17 protein-coding genes are annotated in these 19,848 nt (G+C 72.1%); 11 read left to right on the forward strand and 6 right to left on the reverse strand.

Annotated features, from left to right (window positions below; genetic code table 11):
* Nucleotides 1–65: 65 nt before the first annotated feature.
* Nucleotides 66–1,502 (forward strand): APC family permease, encoded by a 1,437-nt coding sequence (locus ACWD26_RS38275; protein ID WP_451277419.1) that lies wholly within the window; start codon nucleotides 66–68, stop codon nucleotides 1,500–1,502.
* Nucleotides 1,503–1,725: 223 nt separating this feature from the next.
* On the opposite strand, the gene ACWD26_RS38280 is transcribed toward ACWD26_RS38275, so the two are convergent.
* Nucleotides 1,726–2,673, reverse strand: coding sequence for a hypothetical protein (locus ACWD26_RS38280; protein WP_451277364.1), 948 nt, complete (start codon nucleotides 2,671–2,673; stop codon nucleotides 1,726–1,728).
* A gap of 355 nt (nucleotides 2,674–3,028) precedes the next feature.
* Between ACWD26_RS38280 and ACWD26_RS38285 the strand changes: the two genes are divergently transcribed.
* The 7 genes from ACWD26_RS38285 to ACWD26_RS38315 all read left to right on the forward strand — a co-directional run bounded on the left by ACWD26_RS38285 (nucleotide 3,029) and on the right by ACWD26_RS38315 (nucleotide 9,965).
* Nucleotides 3,029–3,232: a cold-shock protein gene (locus ACWD26_RS38285; RefSeq protein WP_010032345.1), complete on the forward strand. Its 204-nt coding sequence runs from the start codon at nucleotides 3,029–3,031 to the stop codon at nucleotides 3,230–3,232.
* Nucleotides 3,233–3,322: 90 nt separating this feature from the next.
* Entirely contained in the window at nucleotides 3,323–4,987 is a 1,665-nt protein-coding gene (locus ACWD26_RS38290; RefSeq protein WP_451277366.1) for a DEAD/DEAH box helicase, read from the forward strand.
* Between the two features lie 128 nt (nucleotides 4,988–5,115).
* Nucleotides 5,116–5,700 carry a tellurite resistance TerB family protein gene (locus ACWD26_RS38295; RefSeq protein ID WP_451277368.1) on the forward strand — a complete coding sequence of 195 codons (585 nt, stop codon included), beginning with the start codon at nucleotides 5,116–5,118 and terminating at the stop codon, nucleotides 5,698–5,700.
* Between the two features lie 115 nt (nucleotides 5,701–5,815).
* Nucleotides 5,816–6,820, forward strand: a complete 1,005-nt coding sequence (locus ACWD26_RS38300; protein WP_451277370.1) for a FecCD family ABC transporter permease — start codon at nucleotides 5,816–5,818, stop codon at nucleotides 6,818–6,820.
* Nucleotides 6,817–7,923: a FecCD family ABC transporter permease gene (locus ACWD26_RS38305; RefSeq protein WP_451277372.1), complete on the forward strand. Its 1,107-nt coding sequence runs from the start codon at nucleotides 6,817–6,819 to the stop codon at nucleotides 7,921–7,923. The genes ACWD26_RS38300 and ACWD26_RS38305 overlap by 4 nt, the downstream gene beginning before the upstream one ends.
* 140 nt (nucleotides 7,924–8,063) lie before the next feature.
* Nucleotides 8,064–8,888 (forward strand): ABC transporter ATP-binding protein, encoded by an 825-nt coding sequence (locus ACWD26_RS38310; RefSeq protein WP_451277421.1) that lies wholly within the window; start codon nucleotides 8,064–8,066, stop codon nucleotides 8,886–8,888.
* Between the two features lie 33 nt (nucleotides 8,889–8,921).
* Nucleotides 8,922–9,965 carry an ABC transporter substrate-binding protein gene (locus ACWD26_RS38315; RefSeq protein WP_451277374.1) on the forward strand — a complete coding sequence of 348 codons (1,044 nt, stop codon included), beginning with the start codon at nucleotides 8,922–8,924 and terminating at the stop codon, nucleotides 9,963–9,965.
* A 3-nt stretch (nucleotides 9,966–9,968) separates the two neighbouring features.
* Here the strand turns inward: ACWD26_RS38315 and ACWD26_RS38320 are convergent, their stop codons facing one another.
* From ACWD26_RS38320 to ACWD26_RS38330, 3 genes are all read right to left on the reverse strand, one after another.
* The gene (locus ACWD26_RS38320) at nucleotides 9,969–10,352 is read right to left on the reverse strand and encodes an SCO4225 family membrane protein (RefSeq protein WP_451277376.1); all 384 of its coding nucleotides are present in this window, start codon (nucleotides 10,350–10,352) and stop codon (nucleotides 9,969–9,971) included.
* Between the two features lie 64 nt (nucleotides 10,353–10,416).
* On the reverse strand, nucleotides 10,417–11,100 hold the full coding sequence (locus ACWD26_RS38325; protein ID WP_451277378.1) for a response regulator: 684 nt from the start codon (nucleotides 11,098–11,100) through the stop codon (nucleotides 10,417–10,419).
* Nucleotides 11,097–13,430, reverse strand: a complete 2,334-nt coding sequence (locus ACWD26_RS38330; RefSeq protein WP_451277380.1) for a histidine kinase — start codon at nucleotides 13,428–13,430, stop codon at nucleotides 11,097–11,099. The genes ACWD26_RS38325 and ACWD26_RS38330 overlap by 4 nt, the downstream gene beginning before the upstream one ends.
* Before the next feature lie 297 nt (nucleotides 13,431–13,727).
* Between ACWD26_RS38330 and ACWD26_RS38335 the strand changes: the two genes are divergently transcribed.
* Nucleotides 13,728–14,177 carry a DUF5707 domain-containing protein gene (locus tag ACWD26_RS38335; protein WP_451277382.1) on the forward strand — a complete coding sequence of 150 codons (450 nt, stop codon included), beginning with the start codon at nucleotides 13,728–13,730 and terminating at the stop codon, nucleotides 14,175–14,177.
* Between the two features lie 36 nt (nucleotides 14,178–14,213).
* Here the strand turns inward: ACWD26_RS38335 and dacB are convergent, their stop codons facing one another.
* The gene (dacB, locus tag ACWD26_RS38340; protein ID WP_451277384.1) at nucleotides 14,214–15,584 is read right to left on the reverse strand and encodes a D-alanyl-D-alanine carboxypeptidase/D-alanyl-D-alanine endopeptidase; all 1,371 of its coding nucleotides are present in this window, start codon (nucleotides 15,582–15,584) and stop codon (nucleotides 14,214–14,216) included.
* Nucleotides 15,585–15,855: 271 nt separating this feature from the next.
* Between dacB and ACWD26_RS38345 the strand changes: the two genes are divergently transcribed.
* Nucleotides 15,856–16,269: a VOC family protein gene (locus ACWD26_RS38345; RefSeq protein ID WP_451277386.1), complete on the forward strand. Its 414-nt coding sequence runs from the start codon at nucleotides 15,856–15,858 to the stop codon at nucleotides 16,267–16,269.
* Nucleotides 16,270–16,427: 158 nt separating this feature from the next.
* On the opposite strand, the gene ACWD26_RS38350 is transcribed toward ACWD26_RS38345, so the two are convergent.
* Complete coding sequence (locus ACWD26_RS38350) at nucleotides 16,428–18,005, reverse strand: carbohydrate-binding protein (protein WP_451277388.1); 1,578 nt, start codon at nucleotides 18,003–18,005, stop codon at nucleotides 16,428–16,430.
* Between the two features lie 425 nt (nucleotides 18,006–18,430).
* On the opposite strand from ACWD26_RS38350, the gene ACWD26_RS38355 reads away from it, so the two are divergent.
* Nucleotides 18,431–19,759, forward strand: coding sequence for a glycosyltransferase (locus ACWD26_RS38355; protein WP_451277390.1), 1,329 nt, complete (start codon nucleotides 18,431–18,433; stop codon nucleotides 19,757–19,759).
* Nucleotides 19,760–19,848 lie beyond the last annotated feature (89 nt).

Consider the following 19,848-nt stretch of genomic DNA (forward strand, 5'->3'; position numbering starts at 1 on the left):
TTGAGCCGAAACAAAACTCTTCTCTTGCGCCCGACAGGTGAGGCATGGCTACAAGTGCGTCCAGAATGCGGCACGCGGCCGGCGACGGTTACGCGTCCACCGGCTCCCTCAAACAGAACGCGCTCGGCGTCCTGGGCATTCTCTTCTTCGTTCTCTCCGCGCAGGCGCCGCTGACCGGCATCGCCGGAGCGGCCCCGGTCGCGATAGCCATCGGCAACGGCCCGGGCGTCCCCGCGATGTACGTGGTGGCCGGCGTCGTCGTCCTGCTCTTCTCCGTCGGCTACGTCGCCATGGGCCGCCACGTCGTCGACGCGGGCGCCTTCTACTCGTACGTCGGCAAGGGCCTCGGCGGTACGGCCGCCGCGGGCAGCGCGGGTGTGGCCCTGCTCGCCTACCACGCCATCCAGGCGGCGGTGTACGGGCTGTTCGGTGCCGTCATGAACGGACTGGCGCTGCAGTACCTGGAGTGGGACGTGCCCTGGTGGCTGTTCGCGCTCGCCACGATGATGATCGTGCAGGGGCTCGGCGCGACCGGCGTCGATGTGGGCGCCAAGGTGCTCGCCGTGTTCGTCCTGGCCGAGATCGGCCTGCTGCTGATCTTCGGCGTGGTGATGCTCCTCCAGGGCGGCGGCCCCGAAGGACTGGCCCCCGGCTCCTCCTTCTCCCTGTCGGCGGCGCTCGACGGCGCGCCCGGGGTGGCGCTGATGTTCGCGGTGGCGTCGATGTTCGGCTTCGAGGCGACCGCGATCTACGGCGAGGAGGCGCGCGAGCCGCACAGGACGGTCCCCCGGGCCACCTATCTCGCGGTCGTCCTCGTCACCGCGTTCTTCGCCTTCACCTCCTGGATGCTGATCTCGGCGCACGGCCCGTCCGCCAGTACGGCCGCCGCCGGCAAGGCGCTGGAGGCCGGGGACGGGGCGGGCTTCGTCGCCGCGCCCGTCTCCGAGGAGCTGGGCGCGTGGGCGGGCGACGCGCTGCCGATCCTGCTGGCCACCTCGCTCTTCGCCAGCATCCTGGCCTTCCACAACTCGGCCAACCGCTATCTGTTCTCCCTCGGCCGGGAGGGCCTGCTGCCGCGCCGGCTGAGCTCGCTCAACGGCCGTCAGTCGCCGTGGCTGGCGGGTGTCGTGCAGACCGCCGTCGCCGCGCTGCTCGTCTTCCCCTTCGCGCTGGCCGGCGAGGACCCCGTCCTCACCCTCTTCTCCTGGCTCAGCGGTCTCGCCGTACTGGCGATCATGCTGCTGTACCTGCTGACGTCCGTCTCGGTCATCGTGTACTTCCGCGCGGAACGGACCGGAGACACCCGACTCTGGAACACCCTGCTCGCCCCGGCCCTGGGCGCCGTCGGCATCGCCGGTGCCATCTGGCTGATCATCGCCAACTTCACCACCCTCATCGGCGGTGACACCACCACGGCGGTGTGGCTCGCCCTGGCGGTTCCGGCGGCACTGCTGGCGGGCGCGGCGATGCCGCGGCTGGCCGGCTCGACGAGCAGGCGGTAGGGAGCGGGAGGGCTCGGGAGGGGCCGAGCCCTCCGGGTGCGGGTGAGGGGAGGTGCGGGTGGTGGGTGCTGGTCGCGCAGCTCCGCGCGCCCCTTAGCGGCATAGGCGCCCCGAGGTCTTTCAGGGGCGCGGGGAACTGCGCGAGCAACCACCCGCCACCCGCACCCGCACGACCACCCGCAGCCCCCGCAGCCCCCGCAGCCCCCGCAGGGATACCGCGTCGTCACCCCGTCGCGCGCTGCTGCCAGGCGCCGAAGGACTGCAGTGGGTCGCCGCTCTCCAGGGCCCAGGGGTACGCCGTGACCATGCCGCCGATCGCGCGGAAGACCTCGCCCGCCTCACCGGCCCGCTTCGCCTGCACGAGCGCGTACGCCAGCAGGTTGAGGTCGGCGACGGCGGCGGCGTGGGTCAGGTAGCCGGGGCGGGGCCAGTCGGCCAGCGCGCGGCCCAGGGCCGCCACGGCGTTGGGGCGGCTCCACAGGTGGACGGCGGTGAGGGCTTCGAGCCCGCCCTGGTCGAGCGTGCCCTGATAGAGGTCGATGAGGGCGGCGATCTCCAGGCTCGCCGTCGGGGCCGTGGGCGCCGTCCCCGCGCGTACCCGGTCGAGGAAGTCGACCGTCTGCGCGTGCGAGCCGCACTCCCACGGCGACAGATAGCCGAGCATCTGGAAGTGGGCCTCGCGGTGCCACGGATCGCGCCGGACGATCTCGTCCCAGAGCGGGAAGACCTCCGCGCCCGGCCGGCGCCACAGCCGCAGCAGCCCCAGGCGCACGACCCAGGGGGTGGGGTCCTCGGGCCGCAGCGCGGCGGCCCGTTCGCAGGCGTCGAGCGCCTCCCGGGTCTCCCCGGGCACCGGGTCCTCCTCGTACCGCGCCCGCAGCAGGACGCCCCAGGCGGCCAGCAACTGCGCGTCCGGGTCCCGCTGTTGCTCCTCCGCCCAGGAGCGCTGCAGGACCGGTGAGGTCGACTCCGCGAGGACGCTCATCCGGTGGGCCCTGCGGTCCCAGTCCCTGCCGGTGTCACGGAGCAACTGCTCGATCATGGCCACCGCGAGGCTGCGGCCGCCGGAGCTCCCTCTCTCCACGAGACGCTTGCGCACCTTCCCGAGGTCCGTGTCGTCGAGTTCGGGAGCGAGTCTGGTCGTGGTTCGTCGGCGACCGAGGAGAGACATGCTCGGAGAGTAACGAAATTTGGTCACTGTGTGATGGGTTGAGATGCACGTATGCCGATCCGATATCCGGACCGGCGGCGGCGACAGCGGGCAACGGCGACAGGGGCGGCAGCGACACCCCGGAGACGGATGTGCCGCGAAACCCCCCGCGCGCTCTCGGTCTGTGCTACGTTGACTTGAAGTGGCAGTTTTGGTTACCAGAGGCTTCTGAGTGCTCTTCGACCTTCCGTCGACGAGCACTCTTTGTTGTTTCCGGGGCCCTACGGGTTTCAGATCATCCCGTCGGGTCAAATCGTTGCTGCGACGCCGGTTCCGCAAGGTGCGGACTCCGGGCACTGCATCAAGGGAGTACAACATGGCATCTGGCACCGTGAAGTGGTTCAACGCGGAAAAGGGTTTTGGCTTCATCGAGCAGGAGGGTGGCGGCCCGGACGTGTTCGCCCACTACTCGAACATCGCCACCTCCGGTTTCCGTGAGCTTCAGGAGGGCCAGAAGGTGACCTTCGACGTCACGCAGGGCCAGAAGGGCCCCCAGGCCGAGAACATCGTTCCCGCCTGACGCTGACGCGTACGCATGAGCCGGGGCCCGCACCTTCGGGGTGCGGGCCTCGGCTCGTGTGCGACCGGTGCCGTATCGAGGAAGGTCCGCATGAACCGCACGCCCCGCACGAACAGCAGCAGCTCCTCCCGCGCCCGCTCGCAGGGGGCGGGCAACCAGACCACTCCTTCCCGTTCGGCCAAGAACGGCGCGGCCAAGGGCGGCGCGACCACCAGCGGTGCGGCCGGCAGCGGCTCGGCCAAGGCCGGCGCTGCCAAGGCCGGTGCCGCCAGGAACGGCGCCCCCAAGAACGGAGCCTCCAGGAGCGGCTCGGCCCGAACCGGTGCGGCCAAGGCCGGGCGTGGCCGTCGTGGCGGTCGTACCACCGTGGCCGTCGGCGGGGAGTTCGCACTGCCGGTCACCGTGACACCCGCGCTGCCGGCCGTCGAGGCGTTCACCGAACTCGACCTGCCCGGGCGGCTGCTGGAGACCCTCGGCGCCGAGGGCGTGACCGCGCCGTTCCCCATCCAGGCCGCGACGCTGCCGAACTCGCTCGCCGGCCGGGACGTCCTCGGCCGGGGCCGCACGGGTTCCGGCAAGACGCTCGCCTTCGGCCTCGCGCTGCTGGCCCGTACGGCCGGGCAGCGGGCCGAGCCCCGGCAGCCGCTGGCCCTCGTCCTCGTCCCCACCCGGGAACTGGCCCAGCAGGTCACCGACGCCCTCACCCCGTACGCCCGCGCGCTGCGGCTGCGGCTCGCCACCGTGGTCGGCGGGATGTCCATCGGGCGGCAGGCGAGCGCGCTGCGCGGCGGCGCCGAGGTGGTCGTCGCGACGCCGGGCCGGCTCAAGGACCTCATAGACCGGGACGACTGCCGCCTGGACCGGGTCGCGATCACCGTCCTGGACGAGGCCGACCAGATGGCCGACATGGGCTTCATGCCCCAGGTGACCGCCCTGCTCGACCAGGTGCGGCCCGACGGCCAGCGGCTGCTGTTCTCGGCCACGCTGGACCGCAACGTCGACCGGCTGGTCCGCGACTACCTCCACGATCCCGTCGTCCACTCGGTCGACCCGTCCGCGGGCGCGGTCACCACGATGGACCACCACGTGCTGCATGTGGCGGACGACGACAAGCACGCCACGACGACCGAGATCGCCGCCCGTGACGGCCGGGTGATCATGTTCCTGGACAGCAAGCACGCGACGGACCGGCTGGTCAAGAAGCTGCTGGCCGTCGGCGTGCGCGCCGCCGCCCTGCACGGCGGCAAGTCGCAGTCCCAGCGCAACCGGGCCCTGAACCAGTTCAAGGACGGTGCCGTCACGGCGCTGGTCGCCACCAACGTCGCGGCGCGCGGCATCCACGTCGACGACCTCGACCTCGTCGTCAACGTCGACCCGCCCGGCGACCACAAGGACTATCTGCACCGCGGCGGGCGTACGGCCCGGGCCGGCGAGTCCGGCACCGTCGTCACGCTCGTCCTGCCGCACCAGCGCCGGGACGTGACCCGGCTGATGGCCGTCGCCGGCATCACCCCGACGACCACCGAGGTCCGCTCGGGCGGGGACGCCCTCAACCGCATCACCGGCGCACAGACCCCCTCGGGCGTGCCCGTCGTCCTCACCCCGCCGCCGGTCACCGAGCAACGCCCCGCCCGCCCGAAGTCCGGCCGCCAGGGCTCCGCCCGTCCTGACGCCTCGTCACGCGCCCGTCGCGGCCGCCCCGCCCAGGGCCGCCGCCGCGCCCCCGGCAAGGGAGCCGAGGGCAACGGCCGCTGAGTCCGACGGGGCGGATGTGGAACTTCGGAGGGGACAGCGGCCGTTCACAGGGAGACGTGCGGAACGCACGCGGACGACCGCACGACCGGACGACCGGAACGACACGGGCTGAAGCCGAGGTGGCACGCATGGCGATGTGGGATCGGATCAAGGACCAGGCCAAGGGTCTGCAGCAGCAGGCACAGGGCGCGCGGGGCGGCAGCGGACACGGGCAGCCGGGCACGGGGCCCCTGGGCGGCGCCTCCTCCGGGTCCGGGCGGTCCTCCGGCGGGTCGAAGGCCCAGCTGGTGAGCGCGCTCAAGTCCCAGCTCACCTCCCTCAAGACGGAGTTGAAGAGCGGGGCCTACCGGGACGCCAGCATGGCCATGTGCGCGCTGGTCGCCGCCGCCGACGGGAACGTGGACGAGCACGAGCGGCAGCATGTGGAGTCGCTGATCCTGAACAACGACGTCCTGCAGAACTTCCCGGCCGATCAGCTGCGGCAGCGCTTCCACAAGCACGTCGACCAGCTCTCCTTCAACTTCCAGCAGGGCAAGGCCGAGGCGCTGCAGGAGATCGCCAAGGCCGCGAAGAAGCCGACGGAGGCCCGGGCGGTCATCCAGACCGGGTTCGTGGTGGCGGGCGCGGACGGCTACATCGCCCAGACCGAGGAGCAGGTCCTCCGCGAGGCGTGCGCGGCACTGGGCCTGTCCCCGCAGGAGTTCGGCCTCTGACACCCACGGGCCCCGGCCCCGGCCCCGGCCCCGGCCCCGGCGGGCACCCTTCTCCCACAACGTACTCTTAGGCAAGCCTTAGCTGCTTGATGGGGGAAGTGATGGAGAAGGGTGCATGTCGGGAGTCGTAGGACACCGCGTCGGCCGGCTGGCCGCCGCCCTTCTCCTGTTGTCGCTGGCCGTGCTGCTGAGCCTCGCGGTGGGCAGCCGGACGATCCCGCCCTCGGCGGTGTGGGACGCGCTGGCGCACGGCGGCACGAGCGACGACGCCCAGGTCGTACGGTCGTTGCGGGTACCGCGCACGGTCATCGGCGTCCTCGTCGGCGTCGCGCTGGCCGTCGCCGGCACGGTTCTGCAGGGCATCACGCGTAACCCGATCGCCGAGCCCGGCATCCTCGGCATCAGCCAGGGCGCCTCGCTCGGCGTCGTCTGCGCCATCGCCTTCCTCGGCGTGCACACACTGAACGGGTACGTCTGGTACGCCTTCGCCGGCGCCGGGATCGCGGCCGTCTGCATCTACGCCGTCGCCGGCAGCGGGCGCGGGGGCGCTTCGCCGGTGAAACTGGCGCTGGCCGGGGCGGCGATGAACGCGTTCCTCGCCTCCGTCGTCTCGGCGCTCCTCACTACCAACGCGCGGGCGCTCGACGAGTTCCGGTTCTGGGACGTCGGTTCGATCAGCGGGCGGGACGCGACGATCGCCAGCCAGGTCTGGCCGTTCCTGCTCGCCGGTCTGCTGCTGGTGCTGGCCATGGCCCGCGGCCTGGACGCGCTGGCGCTCGGCGACGACATCGCCCGGGGGCTCGGCCGCAACGTGGCCCTGCTGCGGGCGACCGGCGCCCTGGGCGCGACCGTCCTCACGGGCGCCGCCGTCGCCGCGGCCGGCCCCATCGCCTTCATCGGCCTCGCCGTACCGCACATCGCCCGCGCCCTCGTCGGCCCCGGCCACCGCCTGCTGCTGCCCATGGCCGCGCTGCTCGGCCCGGTGATGGTCCTCCTCGCGGACGTTCTCGGCCGGATCGTCGTACGGCCCTCGGAGGTACCGGTGGCCGTCATGACCGCGCTCGCGGGCGTGCCGTTCCTGATCGTGCTGGTGCGCAGGAAGGCGGTGGCGGCGGCATGACGCACGTCGACGAACCCCGCGCTTCCCTCCCTGTTCGCCCCGCCGCCCTCTCTGTTCGCCCCGCCGGGCACGCTGTCGTGCGGGCCGGGCGGGGGAGCAGCTTTCTGGTGCATCGCCGGGCGCTCGTCGTGGCCGTCGTGCTCGGCGTGCTGCTCCTGGGCGCGGTGGTCGTGTCGTTGTGTGTCGGGGAGGCGTTCGTCTCACCGGCCGAGGTCGTGCGGGTGCTGCTCGGACTGCCGAGCCCCGACGAACTGGTCGTCGGCACGCTGCGGTTGCCACGGCTGGTGACCGGGCTGCTGGTGGGGGCCGCGTTCGGGCTGTCCGGGGCGCTGATCCAGACCATGGCCCGCAACCCGCTCGCCAGCCCCGACGTCATCGGCGTGACGCACGGGGCGGGCGCGGCGACGGTCGCGGCGATGACGTTCGGCCTCACCTCGTACGCCGTCCTGCCGTACGTGTCGGTCGCGGGCGGGCTGCTGGCCGCGCTGCTGGTCTATCTGCTCGCCTGGCGGGGCGGACTGACCGCCTCCCGTTTCGTGCTCGTCGGCATCGGCATCTCGGTGGCGCTCGGGTCCCTCACCCGACTGCTGGTCACCAAGGGGGACTATCTGGTCGCCCAGCAGGCCAAGGTGTGGCTCACCGGCTCGCTCAACGGCCGCGGCTACGACCAGGCGGCGCCGCTCGCCACGGTCCTGCTGCTGCTCGTGCCGTTCCTGCTGTGGGCGGCGCGCGCGCAGCGGAGCGCGGTGTTCGACGAGGACACGGCCACCGCGCTCGGCATCCGGCTCGGCCGGGTACGGCTGGGGCTGAGCGTCCTGGGTGTCGTCCTCGCGTCCGCGGCGACCGGCGCCGCCGGTCCCGTCGACTTCGTGGCGCTGCTCGCCCCGCAGATCGCCCGGCGGCTGACCCGCACCCCGCAGACCCCGCTGGTGTGCTCCGCGTTGACGGGCGCGCTGATCGTGGTCGTCGCGGACGTGCTGGCCCGCAAGCTCCTCTCGCCGCTGGAACTGCCGGTCGGCGTGTTCACCGCCCTCGTGGGCGCCCCCTATCTGATGTGGCTGATCGTCCGCACCCGCGGCAACCGCTCCGGAGGAACCGCGTGACCGACGACCGCCCCACCGAGCTGACGACCGCTCAGGACGCCGCCCCGGCTCCGGATGCCGCCCCCGCTCACGACACCGCGCCGGCTCCCGATGCCGCCTCCGCTCACGACACCGCCCCTGCCTCCCCGTCCGGCAGCCGGCTGGCCGCACGTGGGCTCACGCTCGCCTACGAGGACCGTACGGTCGTCGAGGAGCTGGACCTGGAGGTGCCGGACGGGAAGGTCACCGTCATCGTCGGGCCGAACGCGTGCGGCAAGTCGACGCTGTTGCGGGCCCTGGGCCGACTGCTGAAGCCGCGTCGGGGTGCCGTGCTGCTCGACGGGGCCGAACTGGCGCACGTACCCACCCGGCGGATCGCCCAGGTGATCGGGTTGCTGCCGCAGACGCCGGTGCCGCCGGAGGGGATCACGGTCGCGGACCTGGTCTCGCGCGGACGGCAGCCGCACCAGAAGTGGTGGCGGCAGTGGTCCGACTCCGACGAGACGGCCGTCGCCCACGCGATGGAGCGCACGGGCACCACGGACCTCGCCGAGCGCCCGGTCGACGAACTGTCCGGCGGTCAGCGCCAGCGCGTGTGGATCGCCATGGCCCTCGCCCAGAACACCGACCTGCTCCTGCTCGACGAGCCGACGACATACCTGGACATCGCCCACCAGGTCGAAGTCCTGGACCTCGTACGGCAGTTGAACCACGAGCGCGGCCGTACGGTGGTCGCGGTGCTGCACGACCTCAACCAGGCCGCCCGCTACGCCGACCATCTGATCGCCATGCGGGCGGGCCGGATCGTCGCGCAGGGCCCGCCCGCCGACATCGTCACCGCCGACCTCGTCCAGGAGGTCTTCGGACTCGCCTCGGTCGTCGTACCGGACCCGGTGACGGGTGATCCACTGGTGGTGCCGGGCCCTCCGGGTGTCCGGAACCACACGCCCCATGGGCTCCCGGCCCACAGGAAGCCCATAAAGTAAGGGGTACCTAAGTTCTACGACGGGAGCCCTCCCATGTCCCTGCGCCGCCGCGGCACGGCCGCCGCAGCCCTCGCTCTCGCCTCCGCGCTGGCCCTGACCGCGTGCGGGAGTTCCTCCGGCGAGGGGTCGGACGCCGGAGCCTCCAAGGGGGCCGCCGGCAAGAAGGACGTCGCCAAGGGCGGCAAGGACTTCGCCGACGCGGCGAGGAAGACCGCCGCGATGGGCACCGACGCCAAGCCTGGCGAATGGCCGCGCACCGTCGAGCACGCCATGGGCGAGACTAAGATCGAGGCCCAGCCCAAACGCGTCGTCGTCCTCGACGTGGGCGAGCTCGACAACGTTGTTTCGCTGGGCGTCCAGCCGGTCGGCCTCGCGCCCACCGAGGGCTCCCCCGAGCTGCCGTCGTACCTGAAGAAGGACGCGGGCAGCCCGAAGAACGTCGGCACCATCAACAGCCTCAACCTGGAGGCGATCGCCGCGCTGAAGCCCGACCTGATCCTCGGCAGCCAGCTGCGCGCCGCCGACAAGTACGACGAGCTGTCCAAGATCGCGCCGACCGTCTTCTCCGTCCGCCCCGGCTTCACCTGGAAGGAGAACTACCTCCTCAACGCCGCCGCCCTGGACAAGACGGCCGAGGCGAAGGAGAAGCTGGCGACGTACGAGGCGAAGGCCGACGCGCTGGGCAAGAAGCTCGGCGTCGACAAGCCGACGGTCTCGATGGTCCGTTACATGCCGGACGGCGTCGTCCGCCTGTACGCCAACGCCTCTTTCATCGGCACGATCCTCAAGGACGTCGGCGTGCCCCGCCCGAAGAACCAGGACATCGAGGACCTCGCCGCCGAGATCAGCGCCGAGAACATCGACCAGGCAGACGCGGACTACATCTTCACCGGCGTGTACGGCGACCCGAAGGCGACCGACAAGTCCAGGGCCCAGGGCAACCCGCTGTGGAAGAACCTCTCCGCCGTGAAGGCGGGCCACGCCTACGACGTCCCGGACGAGACGTGGTACCTGGGCCTCGGCGTGACCGCCGCGGACGAGGTGCTCGGCGACCTGGAGGGCTACCTCACCACGTAGCGGTCAGCGCACGGCGTCAGGGTCGGGGCGCCCTCGGCGGAGGGCGCGGCCGCACCACGAGATGAGGGCGGCGTTGGCCAGGCCGCCGAGGACGACGGCGAGGACCAACATCGCGGCGCCCTCCGGGAGGAACAGCCAGACGAAGCTGACCGGCGCGGTGGCGAGGGCGGGGATGACGGCCGCCATCGACCCGTCCGAGCCGTCGCCGGAGCTCACCGCGATCGCCCACACCAGCAGACCGACGCAGACCACGAAGTAGACGAGCGCGACGACGTCACCGGCGACGGGACGGAAGCGGCGCGGCGCGGGCTGCGCGGGCAGGGGCGGGGGCGGGGGCGGGCCGGAATCGGCGCCGGTGTCGGTCACGGGGGTGGGTTCCTCGTTCATGGGGCGGTCCTGGTCGTCGCGGGCGGTCCTGGTCGTCGGGGGGAGGGAGGTGGCCGCGTCGGTCTCAGAGGTGGGCGCCCGGTGGGTTCGGGCGGGCGAGGCCCAGGTCGTACGCGAGGATCGTGGCCTGGACGCGGTCGCGCAGGCCGAGTTTGCGCAGCACGGCGTTGACGTGGGACTTCACGGTGCCGACGGTGATGCCGAGTTCCTCGGCGATCTCCGCGTTGGTGAGGCCGGCGGCGACCAGGCCGAGGACGCCCCGCTGGCTGCCGGTGAGGGCCTCCAGTTCGCGCGGGACGCTCCCGTCCGCCGTCCCGGGGAGCGTTCCGGAGGCGTAGTGGCCGATGAGGCGGCGGGTCGCGGACGGGGCGAGCACGCTCTCGCCGGCGGCCACCACGCGGATGCCGGCCAGCAGTTCGGAGGCGTGCACGTCCTTGAGGAGGAAGCCGGAGGCACCGGCGCGCAGGGCGTCGAAGACGTACACGTCGAGGTCGAAGGTGGTCAGCACGAGGACGCGGGGTGCGTCGGGGCGACCGGTGATGATGCGGGTGGCGGCGATGCCGTCCAGTTCGGGCATCCGTACGTCCATGACGACGACGTCCGGCGCCAACTCCTCGGCGAGCCTGACGGCTTCGGCCCCGTCGGCGGCCTCACCGACGACCGTCATGTCCTCCTCGGCGTCGATCACGGCGGCGAACCCCGCCCGTACGATGCCCTGGTCGTCGGCGACCAGCACCTTGAGGCTCATCGCTCACTTCCCTCTTCCTCGTCGGGAACCGGTGCCGCGGCGAGAGGCAGCCGGAGGTGGACCGTGTCCGGGCCGCCGACGGTCAGTGTGCCGCCCAGCGGCGCGATCCGTGCCGTCAGCCGCTCCCGTACGGCGGGGTGCGCGGCGCGCGGCACCCCGGTGGCCGTGAGCGTCAACGTACCGTCCTCCGCGTCGAGTTCGAGCATCGCGGGGTCCTCGCCGCCGGCCGCGAGGACCGTCTCGGCGGCGTGGTAGGCGGCCAGGTCGACGGCGGTGGGCAGGCGGGCGGGGACGCGGTCGGTCAGCCGTATCTCCACGTCGCGGCCGGTGGCCCGGCACTGGTGGGCGAGCAGGTCGAGGGCCTGGAGGGTGGGCTGCGGCCGTCGCCCGGGCCCGGCCCCGTCCTCGCCGTCCCGGACCGTGTCGAGCAGGGCCCGCATCGCGGCCAGGGCCTCCCGGGCGCGCTCGGCCACCGCGTCGAGCCGGCCCGCCTCCGCCTCCGCCACCATGTCCGAGGTCCGCGACAGCACGGTCGTCTCCAGCCCCGCCGCGATCCGGCGCCGCTCCCCCCACGCCTCCCGCACGGCCTCCTCGGTCCAGCCGGCGAGCCGTTCGTCCCGCACACCCCGGCGGTCCCGCACCCGCCGCCCCCGCACGGCCCCGACCCACCGGGCGCCTCCCACCGCCAGAGCCGCCCCGCCGGCAGCCCCGACACCGACCGCCCAGCCGGGGAGGGTCGTCCCTCGCCCCCACACGGCGGCGGTCGCGGCACCGGCGTGCGCGACCACGGCGACGACGGACAGGGCCGCCAGGCACACAGCCGTCCGTGCGGGATCCGCGGCCCTCCGTGCCGCCTCCCCCGCGAGGGCCGCGCAGGTGGCGAGCAGGCTCAGGGCGGGTGGGAGGACGGCGGGACCCGTGTAATCGCCCACCGTCATCGCCACCGGCCACAGCAGGGGCAGGCCGAGCAGGACGCCGAAGGCCGTGCGGGGCGCGCGGCGCAGCCACAGCAGGGTGACCGCCTGGGCCGTGGCCAGGAGCGCGAAGAGGACGCCGGCGGAGACCTGTTGCCCGGCCGACGTGGTGTCCGGGCGGATGACCAGGGCCGGGAGCAGCGGCTGCAGGACGAGGCCGAGGGCGGTGATCACCTGGGCCAGGCGGTACCCGCGCGGGGCGGGCTGCTCGACCCGGGTGGTGGTGCGGCCCGGCAGGACCGCCCGCACCTCCCAACCGCCCTCCGCCGTGGGCCCGGTGGTCAGTGTGCCGCCCGCCTCCCGCGCCCGGGAGCGCAGGAAGCCCTGGCCGCGCCCGCCGCCGAGCCCCGCCGCGTGGGCCGTCGCCCCGGCGGGCGGGGCCGCGCTGGTGACGACGACGTCCGTGCGGGTGTCGCCGTAGCGGACGAGCACCTTGGTGTGGGCGCCCGGCGCGTGCCGGGCCACGTTGGTCAGGCCCTCGCGCACGATGCCGTACGCCGCGTCCGCGACGGCCCCGTCCGGCAGGGCGTCGATCTCGCAGTCGACGCGCTGGTCGAGGCGGCGGAACCCCGCGACGAGGTCCAGCAGCCGCTCCTCCGGCGACGGCAGGTCCTCACGGGAGGGCGCCGGCGCCCGTACCGCGCTGAGCGCACGCGTGACCTCACGGCCCGTCTCGACCGCGAACTCCAGTGCCTGCGCGGCCAGTTCGGGGCGCCGGTCGCGCAGCCCGAGCGCCGCGCCCGCCGTGACCACGACGGCCGTCAGGTGGTGGGCGCTGACGTCGTGCAACTCCCGCTCCATACGCCGCCGTTCGACCGCCGGCAGCCGATGCCGCTCCGCCTCGGCCCGCTTCAGCCGCTGCTCGGCCGCCCACCGCGCGCGCCGCGCCCGTCGTACGAAGAGGCCGGCGCCGCACGCGGTGGCGTACAGCAGGACGGTGAGGACGAGGTCGAGGCCGTCGCGGTCGCTGAGCCCGTGCAGGCTGATGCCCTGGAGGAGCTGCCACACGGCGAGTGCCGCCCCGCACAACACGGCGGTGAAGGGGTCGCGTTCGGTCGCCACGGTGAAGAGGGCCAGCGCGACCCCCGCCGTGCCGAGAACGGCCATCGCGCCGAGGGGCAGCGGCCCGGCGCCCAGCGCGCACGCGACGGCGACCACGACGAGGGCGACCACCGGGCGGGTACGGCGCAGGGCGAGGGCGGCGGTCACCACCCCGGCGATCAGGGCGGCCACCGGCAGCGCGGCCCCGTCCGGAACCTTTCCGCGCGCCAGCGCCGCCCCGGGCCACACCACGGCCTGGGCACATATCAGCAGGACCGGAATCAGCCGGTCGTCGTCCGTTCGCATTCGCATCATGGCGAGACCAGGCTAGGGGCGGGGGTGCGCGGCCCGGGACCGACTGAAGGCGGAGGCCGTTCTCCACCCTGGGTTATAGACCTCTACCGCGGGTTCGACGTGGGCAATCGTCCCGCAGCGCGACGACCGGGAAATGCCGCGCGCCATAAGCTCGATCACATCGAGAAGGCGGAATTCGCTCTCCGCGACCACCTTTCGTCGCACCGATTCCATTCAACGAACCCATTCAACGAACCCATTCAACGAACTCGTTCATCGAACTCGTTCAACGAACTCAGAAATTCAGGGGGATCTCCCATGTCCAAGCGCATGATCGTCTCGTCCGTCGTCGGTGTCCTCACCCTCGGCGGTGTGGCCGCCGGCGGTCTCGCCCTCGCCTCGGCCGCCACGAAGCTCACCGTGGAGAACGGCTCGGCCCACTTCGTCGCCCCGACCGACGGCAAGGCCGGCTCGCTCACCTTCACCGCCGACGTGAGCGACGACTCCGGCATCAAGGGCGTCAAGGTCCTCGCGTGGCCCGCGAGTTCGAAGCTCGACCCGACCGAGGCGGAGATGGCGCACGTGGACAGCGCCGAGTGCCGCACCACCTCGGACAAGACGTCCCGCTGCACCTACACCCTGAAGGTCACGAAGGCGGAGGCGGCCGACCTCGCCAAGGGCACGTGGCACGTCTCGGCCCTCGCGACGGCCGAGGACGGCGACACGGAGTTCGTCTCCCCGGCCGCCTCCTTCGAGGTCACGGGCTGACCGGGCCGGTTGTCGGGCCGGGCGTCAGGCCGGTCGTCAGGCCCAGCAGCCGTTGACCGTGGCGGCGAGGCCGTCGAGGGCGTCCTTGATGTCGGACGGGCCGGCGGCGGAGTTGTTCTCGATGAAGGAGAAGACCTTCCACCGGCCGTCCTGGGCCTTGGTGAGACCGCTGAGGGCGACCGCGCCGGTGAGGGTGCCGGTCTTCGCCTTCACCTGACCGACGGCGCACTTCGAGTCGGCGGTGTCGAAGCGGCCGAACTCCGGGCCCAGGGTGGCGCCCGCCTCACCCGAGACGGGCAGCCCGTCGATGATGTACTTCAGCGTCTGCGCGTGGCGCGGATCGGCGGCCAGGTCGACGATGTCGGCGATGGTCCGCGCCGGGATACGGGTCGCGCGGGACAGCCCGCTGCCGTCGTACATCTCGAAGTGGTCGAGCGAGATGCCGTACCGCGTGAGGACGTCACGGACGACGGCGGTGCCGTCCTCGAAGGTGGCGGAGCGGCCGGCGCCGAGCGCGGTGAGCCGCAGCAGCGACTCGGCGATGTCGTTGTCGCTGACCTTCAGCATCTGCTTCACGATCGTGGACAGCTTGTCGGACGTGTGCGTGGCGACGGGCACGTCCCCCTGTCCGACGACCCCGCGCGTGACCTCGCCGTCGACCGTGACGCCCCGCTCGGCGAGGAGCCCCGCGAAGACGCCACCCGCGTCGAGGGAGGTGTCGTCGACGTTGTGCGAGTCGACGACCAGTGCGCGTACGGGGGCGATGGAGTCGGGGTAGTAGCCGGTGTTCCAGCCGTTGGCGAGGCTCGGCTCGGGGAAGAGGCTGTCGTCGATGCGGACCTTCACCGAGGTGAGCCCGGCGTTCATCAGTCCGGCGACGGCGGTCTTGGCGAGCGCGTCGAGGTCGTCGGTCGTCAGGGTGCGGTCGCCGCCGCCGACGAGGGTCAGCGTGCCGTCGCCGTACACGACCTTCGTGGTGAGGCGGTGGTTCGGCCCGAGCACCGTCAGCGCGGCCGTGGAGGTCGCGAGCTTCGTGTTGGACGCGGCCATCAGCGCGGTGTCCGCGTCGTGCCCCCACACCACCTTGTCGGACTTGGCGTCGATGACGACCCCGCCGAGGGTGCTGCCGAGCCGGGTGTCCTGGCTGCGCGTGTTCAGGTTGTCCGCGATCTTCTGCTCGGCGGGGTCGAGCTCGGTGGCGTCGAGTTCGGTCGCGTCGCGTCCGCTCGTACCGGCCTTCGCCGTCGTCTTGTCCGCGGCGAAGGCGGACGGCCCGGCCAGGATCGTCCCGGCGACGGGCGCGGCCACCGCGATCACGGCGGCCCGTCGCAGCGCCGGGTTCGGCGCCTTGGCCTTACGGTGCCGGCCGGTGGGGGAGAAGGGGGAAGGGAGCGAGGAACTGGGCATGGGGGGCCTCGGTACGCGCATGCGTGAGTTGGGGGGGCAGAACACTTGAAAGGGAAAGTAACAGCAGAGGCTCCTGCTACTGATGGGTACTTTGTGAAGAATCGAAGCCCGCGTTCCGTTCGTGACACCGGCCACAACCCGTCGTGACACCGGCCACAACCCGGTGGGCAGGCGGCGGAATCGGCAGGTGGAAGGCGTCCGGCATGCCGTTGTCAGTGCCGGGGGCTAGTCTCCGGGCAACTGACCGATTGTCCGTTTCACGGAGGTTCTGATGGTCTCGCGGCTCAACCCGTACCTCAGTTTCGACGGCGACGCCCGGCAGGCGCTGGAGTTCTACCAGGAGGTCTTCGGCGGCGAACTGGCGCTGAACACCTTCGGGAGCTTCGGCCAGCCGGACGCCCCGGAATCCGACAAGATCATGCACGGCATGCTGGAAACCCCGAACGGCTTCACCCTCATGGGCGCCGACACCCCGCCCGGCATGGAATACCAGCCCGGAGGCAGCTTCTCCGTATGCCTCAGCGGCGACGACGAGAGCGAGCTGCGCGGCTACTGGGAGAAGCTCTCCGCCGACGGCTCGGTCTCCGTCCCCCTGGAGAAACAGATGTGGGGCGACGTCTTCGGCATGTGCACCGACCGCTTCGGCATCCCGTGGATGGTCAACATCAGTGAGCCGCAGGGCTGAGCAGTGAATTGCTCGACGACGGAGAGCCCCCGCCCGTAGCGGCGAACCGTTGCGGGTGGGGGCGACACGTCACTCCGAACTCGATCCCGATTTCGATCCTGATCCTGCTCTAGATCCCGATCCCGATCCTGGTCTCGGTCGCGGTCTCGGTCTCGGTCTCATCCGAAGGTGACGTCCAGGCTGCCGTCGCTGCCGAAGGACCAGTTCAGGCCGCCGGAGTACGAGGAGCAGCGGGACCCGTTGGAGCCGGACCAGAACTGGTTGGAGCTGTCGGCACTGCCGATGATCCGGTCGTTCGTACCGCTGCCGCTCCGGCACGACGTGTTGTCGCGGAACACCGACGTACCGCCGTCGAAGTTGAAGTTCCGCTCGGTGTTGTCGATGCTCACGTTCCCCGACACGGCCATCGTGCCCGGGTTGCTGTTCCACGTGAAACCGTGCTTGCCGTTGTCGTAGGCGATGCTGCGCCGGACGATGTGGTTCACGGCGATGTCGTCACCGCCGAGCTTGTAGCCGTTGCGGTCGCCGTTGCCGGCCTGCGAGCCGTCGCTGAGCGTGCCGTTCTCGTAGGCGAGCGAGTCCTCGATGGTCACCGGCCCGATGGCCCCGGTGTCCGGCTTGGTGTAGAGGTCCCACCCGTCGTCGATGTTGTTGTGGGCCACGGCGTACCGGAAGACGTTGCCGGTCCCGGTCGTCAGCTTCGCCGCGAACCCGTCGGCGTCCTCCCCGTCCGAGTCGGCGTTGTCGTGCGACTCGGCGCTGAGGATGAGGTTGTCCGAGGGCCAGTCGGCGGTGGGCGTGCTGGAGGCCATCCGCCCCAACTGCAACCCCGTGTCCCGGTTGTAGCGCGTCACGGTCCGCTCGATGACGTTGTCGCTGCCGCCGACGTAGATCCCGTTGTCGCCGGCGCGCTCGACGACGATGCCGTAGACGTGCCAGTACGAGGCGTTGAGCTGAAGCCCGCGGTTCGACGAACTCTCGGTCTGTGCCGAGAAGTTGAGGACGGGTTTCTCGCCCGGGTAGGCGGTCAGCTTCGTACGTGCGGCGGCGGTCCCGGAGCTGCCGGCCGGGATGGTGACGGTGGACGAGTGGGCGTACGTGCCGCCGCGCAGGTAGATGGTCCCGCCGGCGGTGACCCGGCTGATCGCCGAGGCGAGGGTGGTGGGGGCGGAGATGGTCCCGGCCGCGGAGTCCGTCCCGCTCGGCGAGACGTACAGGGTGGAGCCGGACGGCGGCGGCGTGGTGGTGCCGTCGGGCACGTTGGCGTCGAGGTGGTCGATGTTGGGGAGCCCGGTGGCGGAGGTCGGGTTGATCCGGATGACGTTGCTGCCGGACGTCACGGGCACGGTCAGGGTCTTGGTGGTCCACGCCGTCCAGGTGCTGGTGCTCTCGAAGGACGTGGTCGTGGCCGTCGTACCGTTCACGGTGACGCTCGCCGCCCGCGCGGCGGTGGTGCCGTTGGCGAACCGGACGTTCAGTGTCGCCGTGCCCGATGCGGGTGCGGTCACGGTGAACTGGGCGTACGCGCCCGCGGCGTTGGTGCCGTTGCAGAATCCGCTGCCCGTGTATCCGGTCCAGTCGGAGTCGATCGTCCCGGTGCAGACGGCCGGTGACGTCTCGGCCTCGTACCGGGTGGTCGCGGCCTGCGCCGCCGTACCGGACAGCGCGACGAGCAGGCCGGCCACCAGGCCTGCGCTCGCCGTCGCCATGACGGGTCTCACGTGCGTCGATTGCATCGTCGGCCTCCAGGGATGAGGTCCAGAGTGGGGTCCGGATTGGGTCCGGAGTGGGGTCCAGAGCGGTCCGGAAAGCGCTTTCCCTGGGAGTGAGTGTCGGAGGGTGACTTGAGCACGTCAATAGATCTGACGAAGTTCTGTTCACATAGATGAACCGCGGGAGGCGACGCAGAGGGCTTAAGCCCAGACAGAGGGGCCTGCAGACTGAACATCATCCGAGGATGTGAACGCCCGTCGCAACAGAAAACCCGGACCACCCCGGGCTGCAACGCCCCTGGGCTTCCGGGCCAAAAACAAAGGCAAGGAGGGAACTCACTCCTTGCCACTCTCAACTTATAGCGCACCGGGGGGCTTGCGGCAAGGCCCCCGTGATGCCGCAGAATCTCCGGCCTAAGCCGATTTCGACGATAACCGGGGGCCGCTTCATGCGTGTGCTGTTGGCGAACTACGACTCGCGCGGGGGCGTCGAACCGCTGGTGGGACTCGCGGTCCGGCTGCGCGAACTCGGCGCGGAGGTGCGGGTGTGCGCACCTCCGGACGAGGAGTTCGCGCGGCGGCTGGCCGAGGTCGACGTACCGCTGGTGCCGTTCGGCCGGCCCGTGCGGGCGCTGATGACCGCGCCGACCCCACCGACGCCGGACGGCGTGCCCCGGCGCGCGGCCGAGCTGCTCGCGGAGTTCGGCGCGGTCGCCGAGGCGGCCGAGGGCTGCGACGTGCTGGTCGCGTCCGGCCTGCTCCCGGCCGCGGCCTGTGTACGGTCGGTGGCCGACAAGCTCGGCATCCCCTACGTGTACGCGAGCTTCCAGTCCATCTCGCTGCCGTCGCCGCACCATCCGCCGATGCAGCGGCCGGGGCACCCGTTGCCGCCGGACGTGACGGACAACCGGGTGCTGTGGGACCTGGACGCGCAGAGCGCCGACTCGTTGTTCGGCGAGGTGTACAACGCCCACCGGGCGTCGGTCGGGCTGCCGCCGGTGGACGACCTCCGCGACCACGTCTTCACCGACCGGCCGTGGTTGGGGACGGATCCGGTCCTGGACCCCTGGGTGGAGCCGTCGGACCTCGCCGTCGTCCAGACCGGCACGTGGCTCCTGCCGGACGAGCGCCCGCTCCCGGCGGACCTGACGGCGTTCCTCGACGCCGGCACGCCGCCGGTGTACGTCGGCTTCGGCAGCATTCCCGTGCGCGACTCGGAGGAGGTCGCCCCGGCGTCCATCGCGGCGGTCCGGGCGCAGGGGTGCCGGGTGCTGGTGTCTCGGGGGTGGGCTGGGCTGGGGCTTGTCGGTGAGGGGGACCTCGGCCGGGAGGGTGGCGGCAGCGGCAGCGGCTGGGAGGACTGTTTCGTTGTCGGTGAGGCCAACCATCACGCGCTGTTCCCCCGGGTGGCCGCGGTCGTCCACCACGGCGGCTCGGGTACGACGACGAGGGCGACGTGGGCGGGGGCGCCGCAGGTGGTGGTGCCCCAGGGTGGCGACCAGCCGTACTTCGCGGGCCGGGTAGCCGAGTTGGGCATCGGCGCGGCGCACGACGGGCCGACCCTGACGTTCGAGTCCTTGTCGGCGGCCCTGAAGGTGGCATTGTCGCCGGAAACAGGGGCGCGGGCGGCCGAGGTGGCGGGGATGGTCCGGACGGACGGGGCGAGGGTGGCGGCGAAGCGGCTGTTCGACATGTTCGGCGGGTTCGGCGGGGAGCGGCAGCCGGGGTCGGCGTCGGCGTCGGCGTCGGCGTCGGCGTCGGCGTCGGCGTCGGCGTGAACGAGGCGAGCCCAGCGAGCCGGAATCCGCGACCGCGAGCCAGAACCCCTCTCCATCCCTCCCCCGCCTCCCTCCCAGGTCGCGACGCA

The sequence above is a fragment of the Streptomyces sp. NPDC002787 genome (genome assembly GCF_053592095.1).

Coding starts and splice junctions, on each gene's coding strand:
- ACWD26_RS38275 (WP_451277419.1), top strand. CDS start 66: ATGCGGCACGCGGCCGGCGACGGTTACGCGTCCACCGGCTCCCTCAAA.
- ACWD26_RS38280 (WP_451277364.1), bottom strand. CDS start 2,673: ATGTCTCTCCTCGGTCGCCGACGAACCACGACCAGACTCGCTCCCGAA.
- ACWD26_RS38285 (WP_010032345.1), top strand. CDS start 3,029: ATGGCATCTGGCACCGTGAAGTGGTTCAACGCGGAAAAGGGTTTTGGC.
- ACWD26_RS38290 (WP_451277366.1), top strand. CDS start 3,323: ATGAACCGCACGCCCCGCACGAACAGCAGCAGCTCCTCCCGCGCCCGC.
- ACWD26_RS38295 (WP_451277368.1), top strand. CDS start 5,116: ATGGCGATGTGGGATCGGATCAAGGACCAGGCCAAGGGTCTGCAGCAG.
- ACWD26_RS38300 (WP_451277370.1), top strand. CDS start 5,816: ATGTCGGGAGTCGTAGGACACCGCGTCGGCCGGCTGGCCGCCGCCCTT.
- ACWD26_RS38305 (WP_451277372.1), top strand. CDS start 6,817: ATGACGCACGTCGACGAACCCCGCGCTTCCCTCCCTGTTCGCCCCGCC.
- ACWD26_RS38315 (WP_451277374.1), top strand. CDS start 8,922: ATGTCCCTGCGCCGCCGCGGCACGGCCGCCGCAGCCCTCGCTCTCGCC.
- ACWD26_RS38320 (WP_451277376.1), bottom strand. CDS start 10,352: ATGAACGAGGAACCCACCCCCGTGACCGACACCGGCGCCGATTCCGGC.
- ACWD26_RS38325 (WP_451277378.1), bottom strand. CDS start 11,100: ATGAGCCTCAAGGTGCTGGTCGCCGACGACCAGGGCATCGTACGGGCG.
- ACWD26_RS38330 (WP_451277380.1), bottom strand. CDS start 13,430: ATGATGCGAATGCGAACGGACGACGACCGGCTGATTCCGGTCCTGCTG.
- ACWD26_RS38335 (WP_451277382.1), top strand. CDS start 13,728: ATGTCCAAGCGCATGATCGTCTCGTCCGTCGTCGGTGTCCTCACCCTC.
- dacB (WP_451277384.1), bottom strand. CDS start 15,584: ATGCCCAGTTCCTCGCTCCCTTCCCCCTTCTCCCCCACCGGCCGGCAC.
- ACWD26_RS38345 (WP_451277386.1), top strand. CDS start 15,856: ATGGTCTCGCGGCTCAACCCGTACCTCAGTTTCGACGGCGACGCCCGG.
- ACWD26_RS38350 (WP_451277388.1), bottom strand. CDS start 18,005: ATGCAATCGACGCACGTGAGACCCGTCATGGCGACGGCGAGCGCAGGC.
- ACWD26_RS38355 (WP_451277390.1), top strand. CDS start 18,431: ATGCGTGTGCTGTTGGCGAACTACGACTCGCGCGGGGGCGTCGAACCG.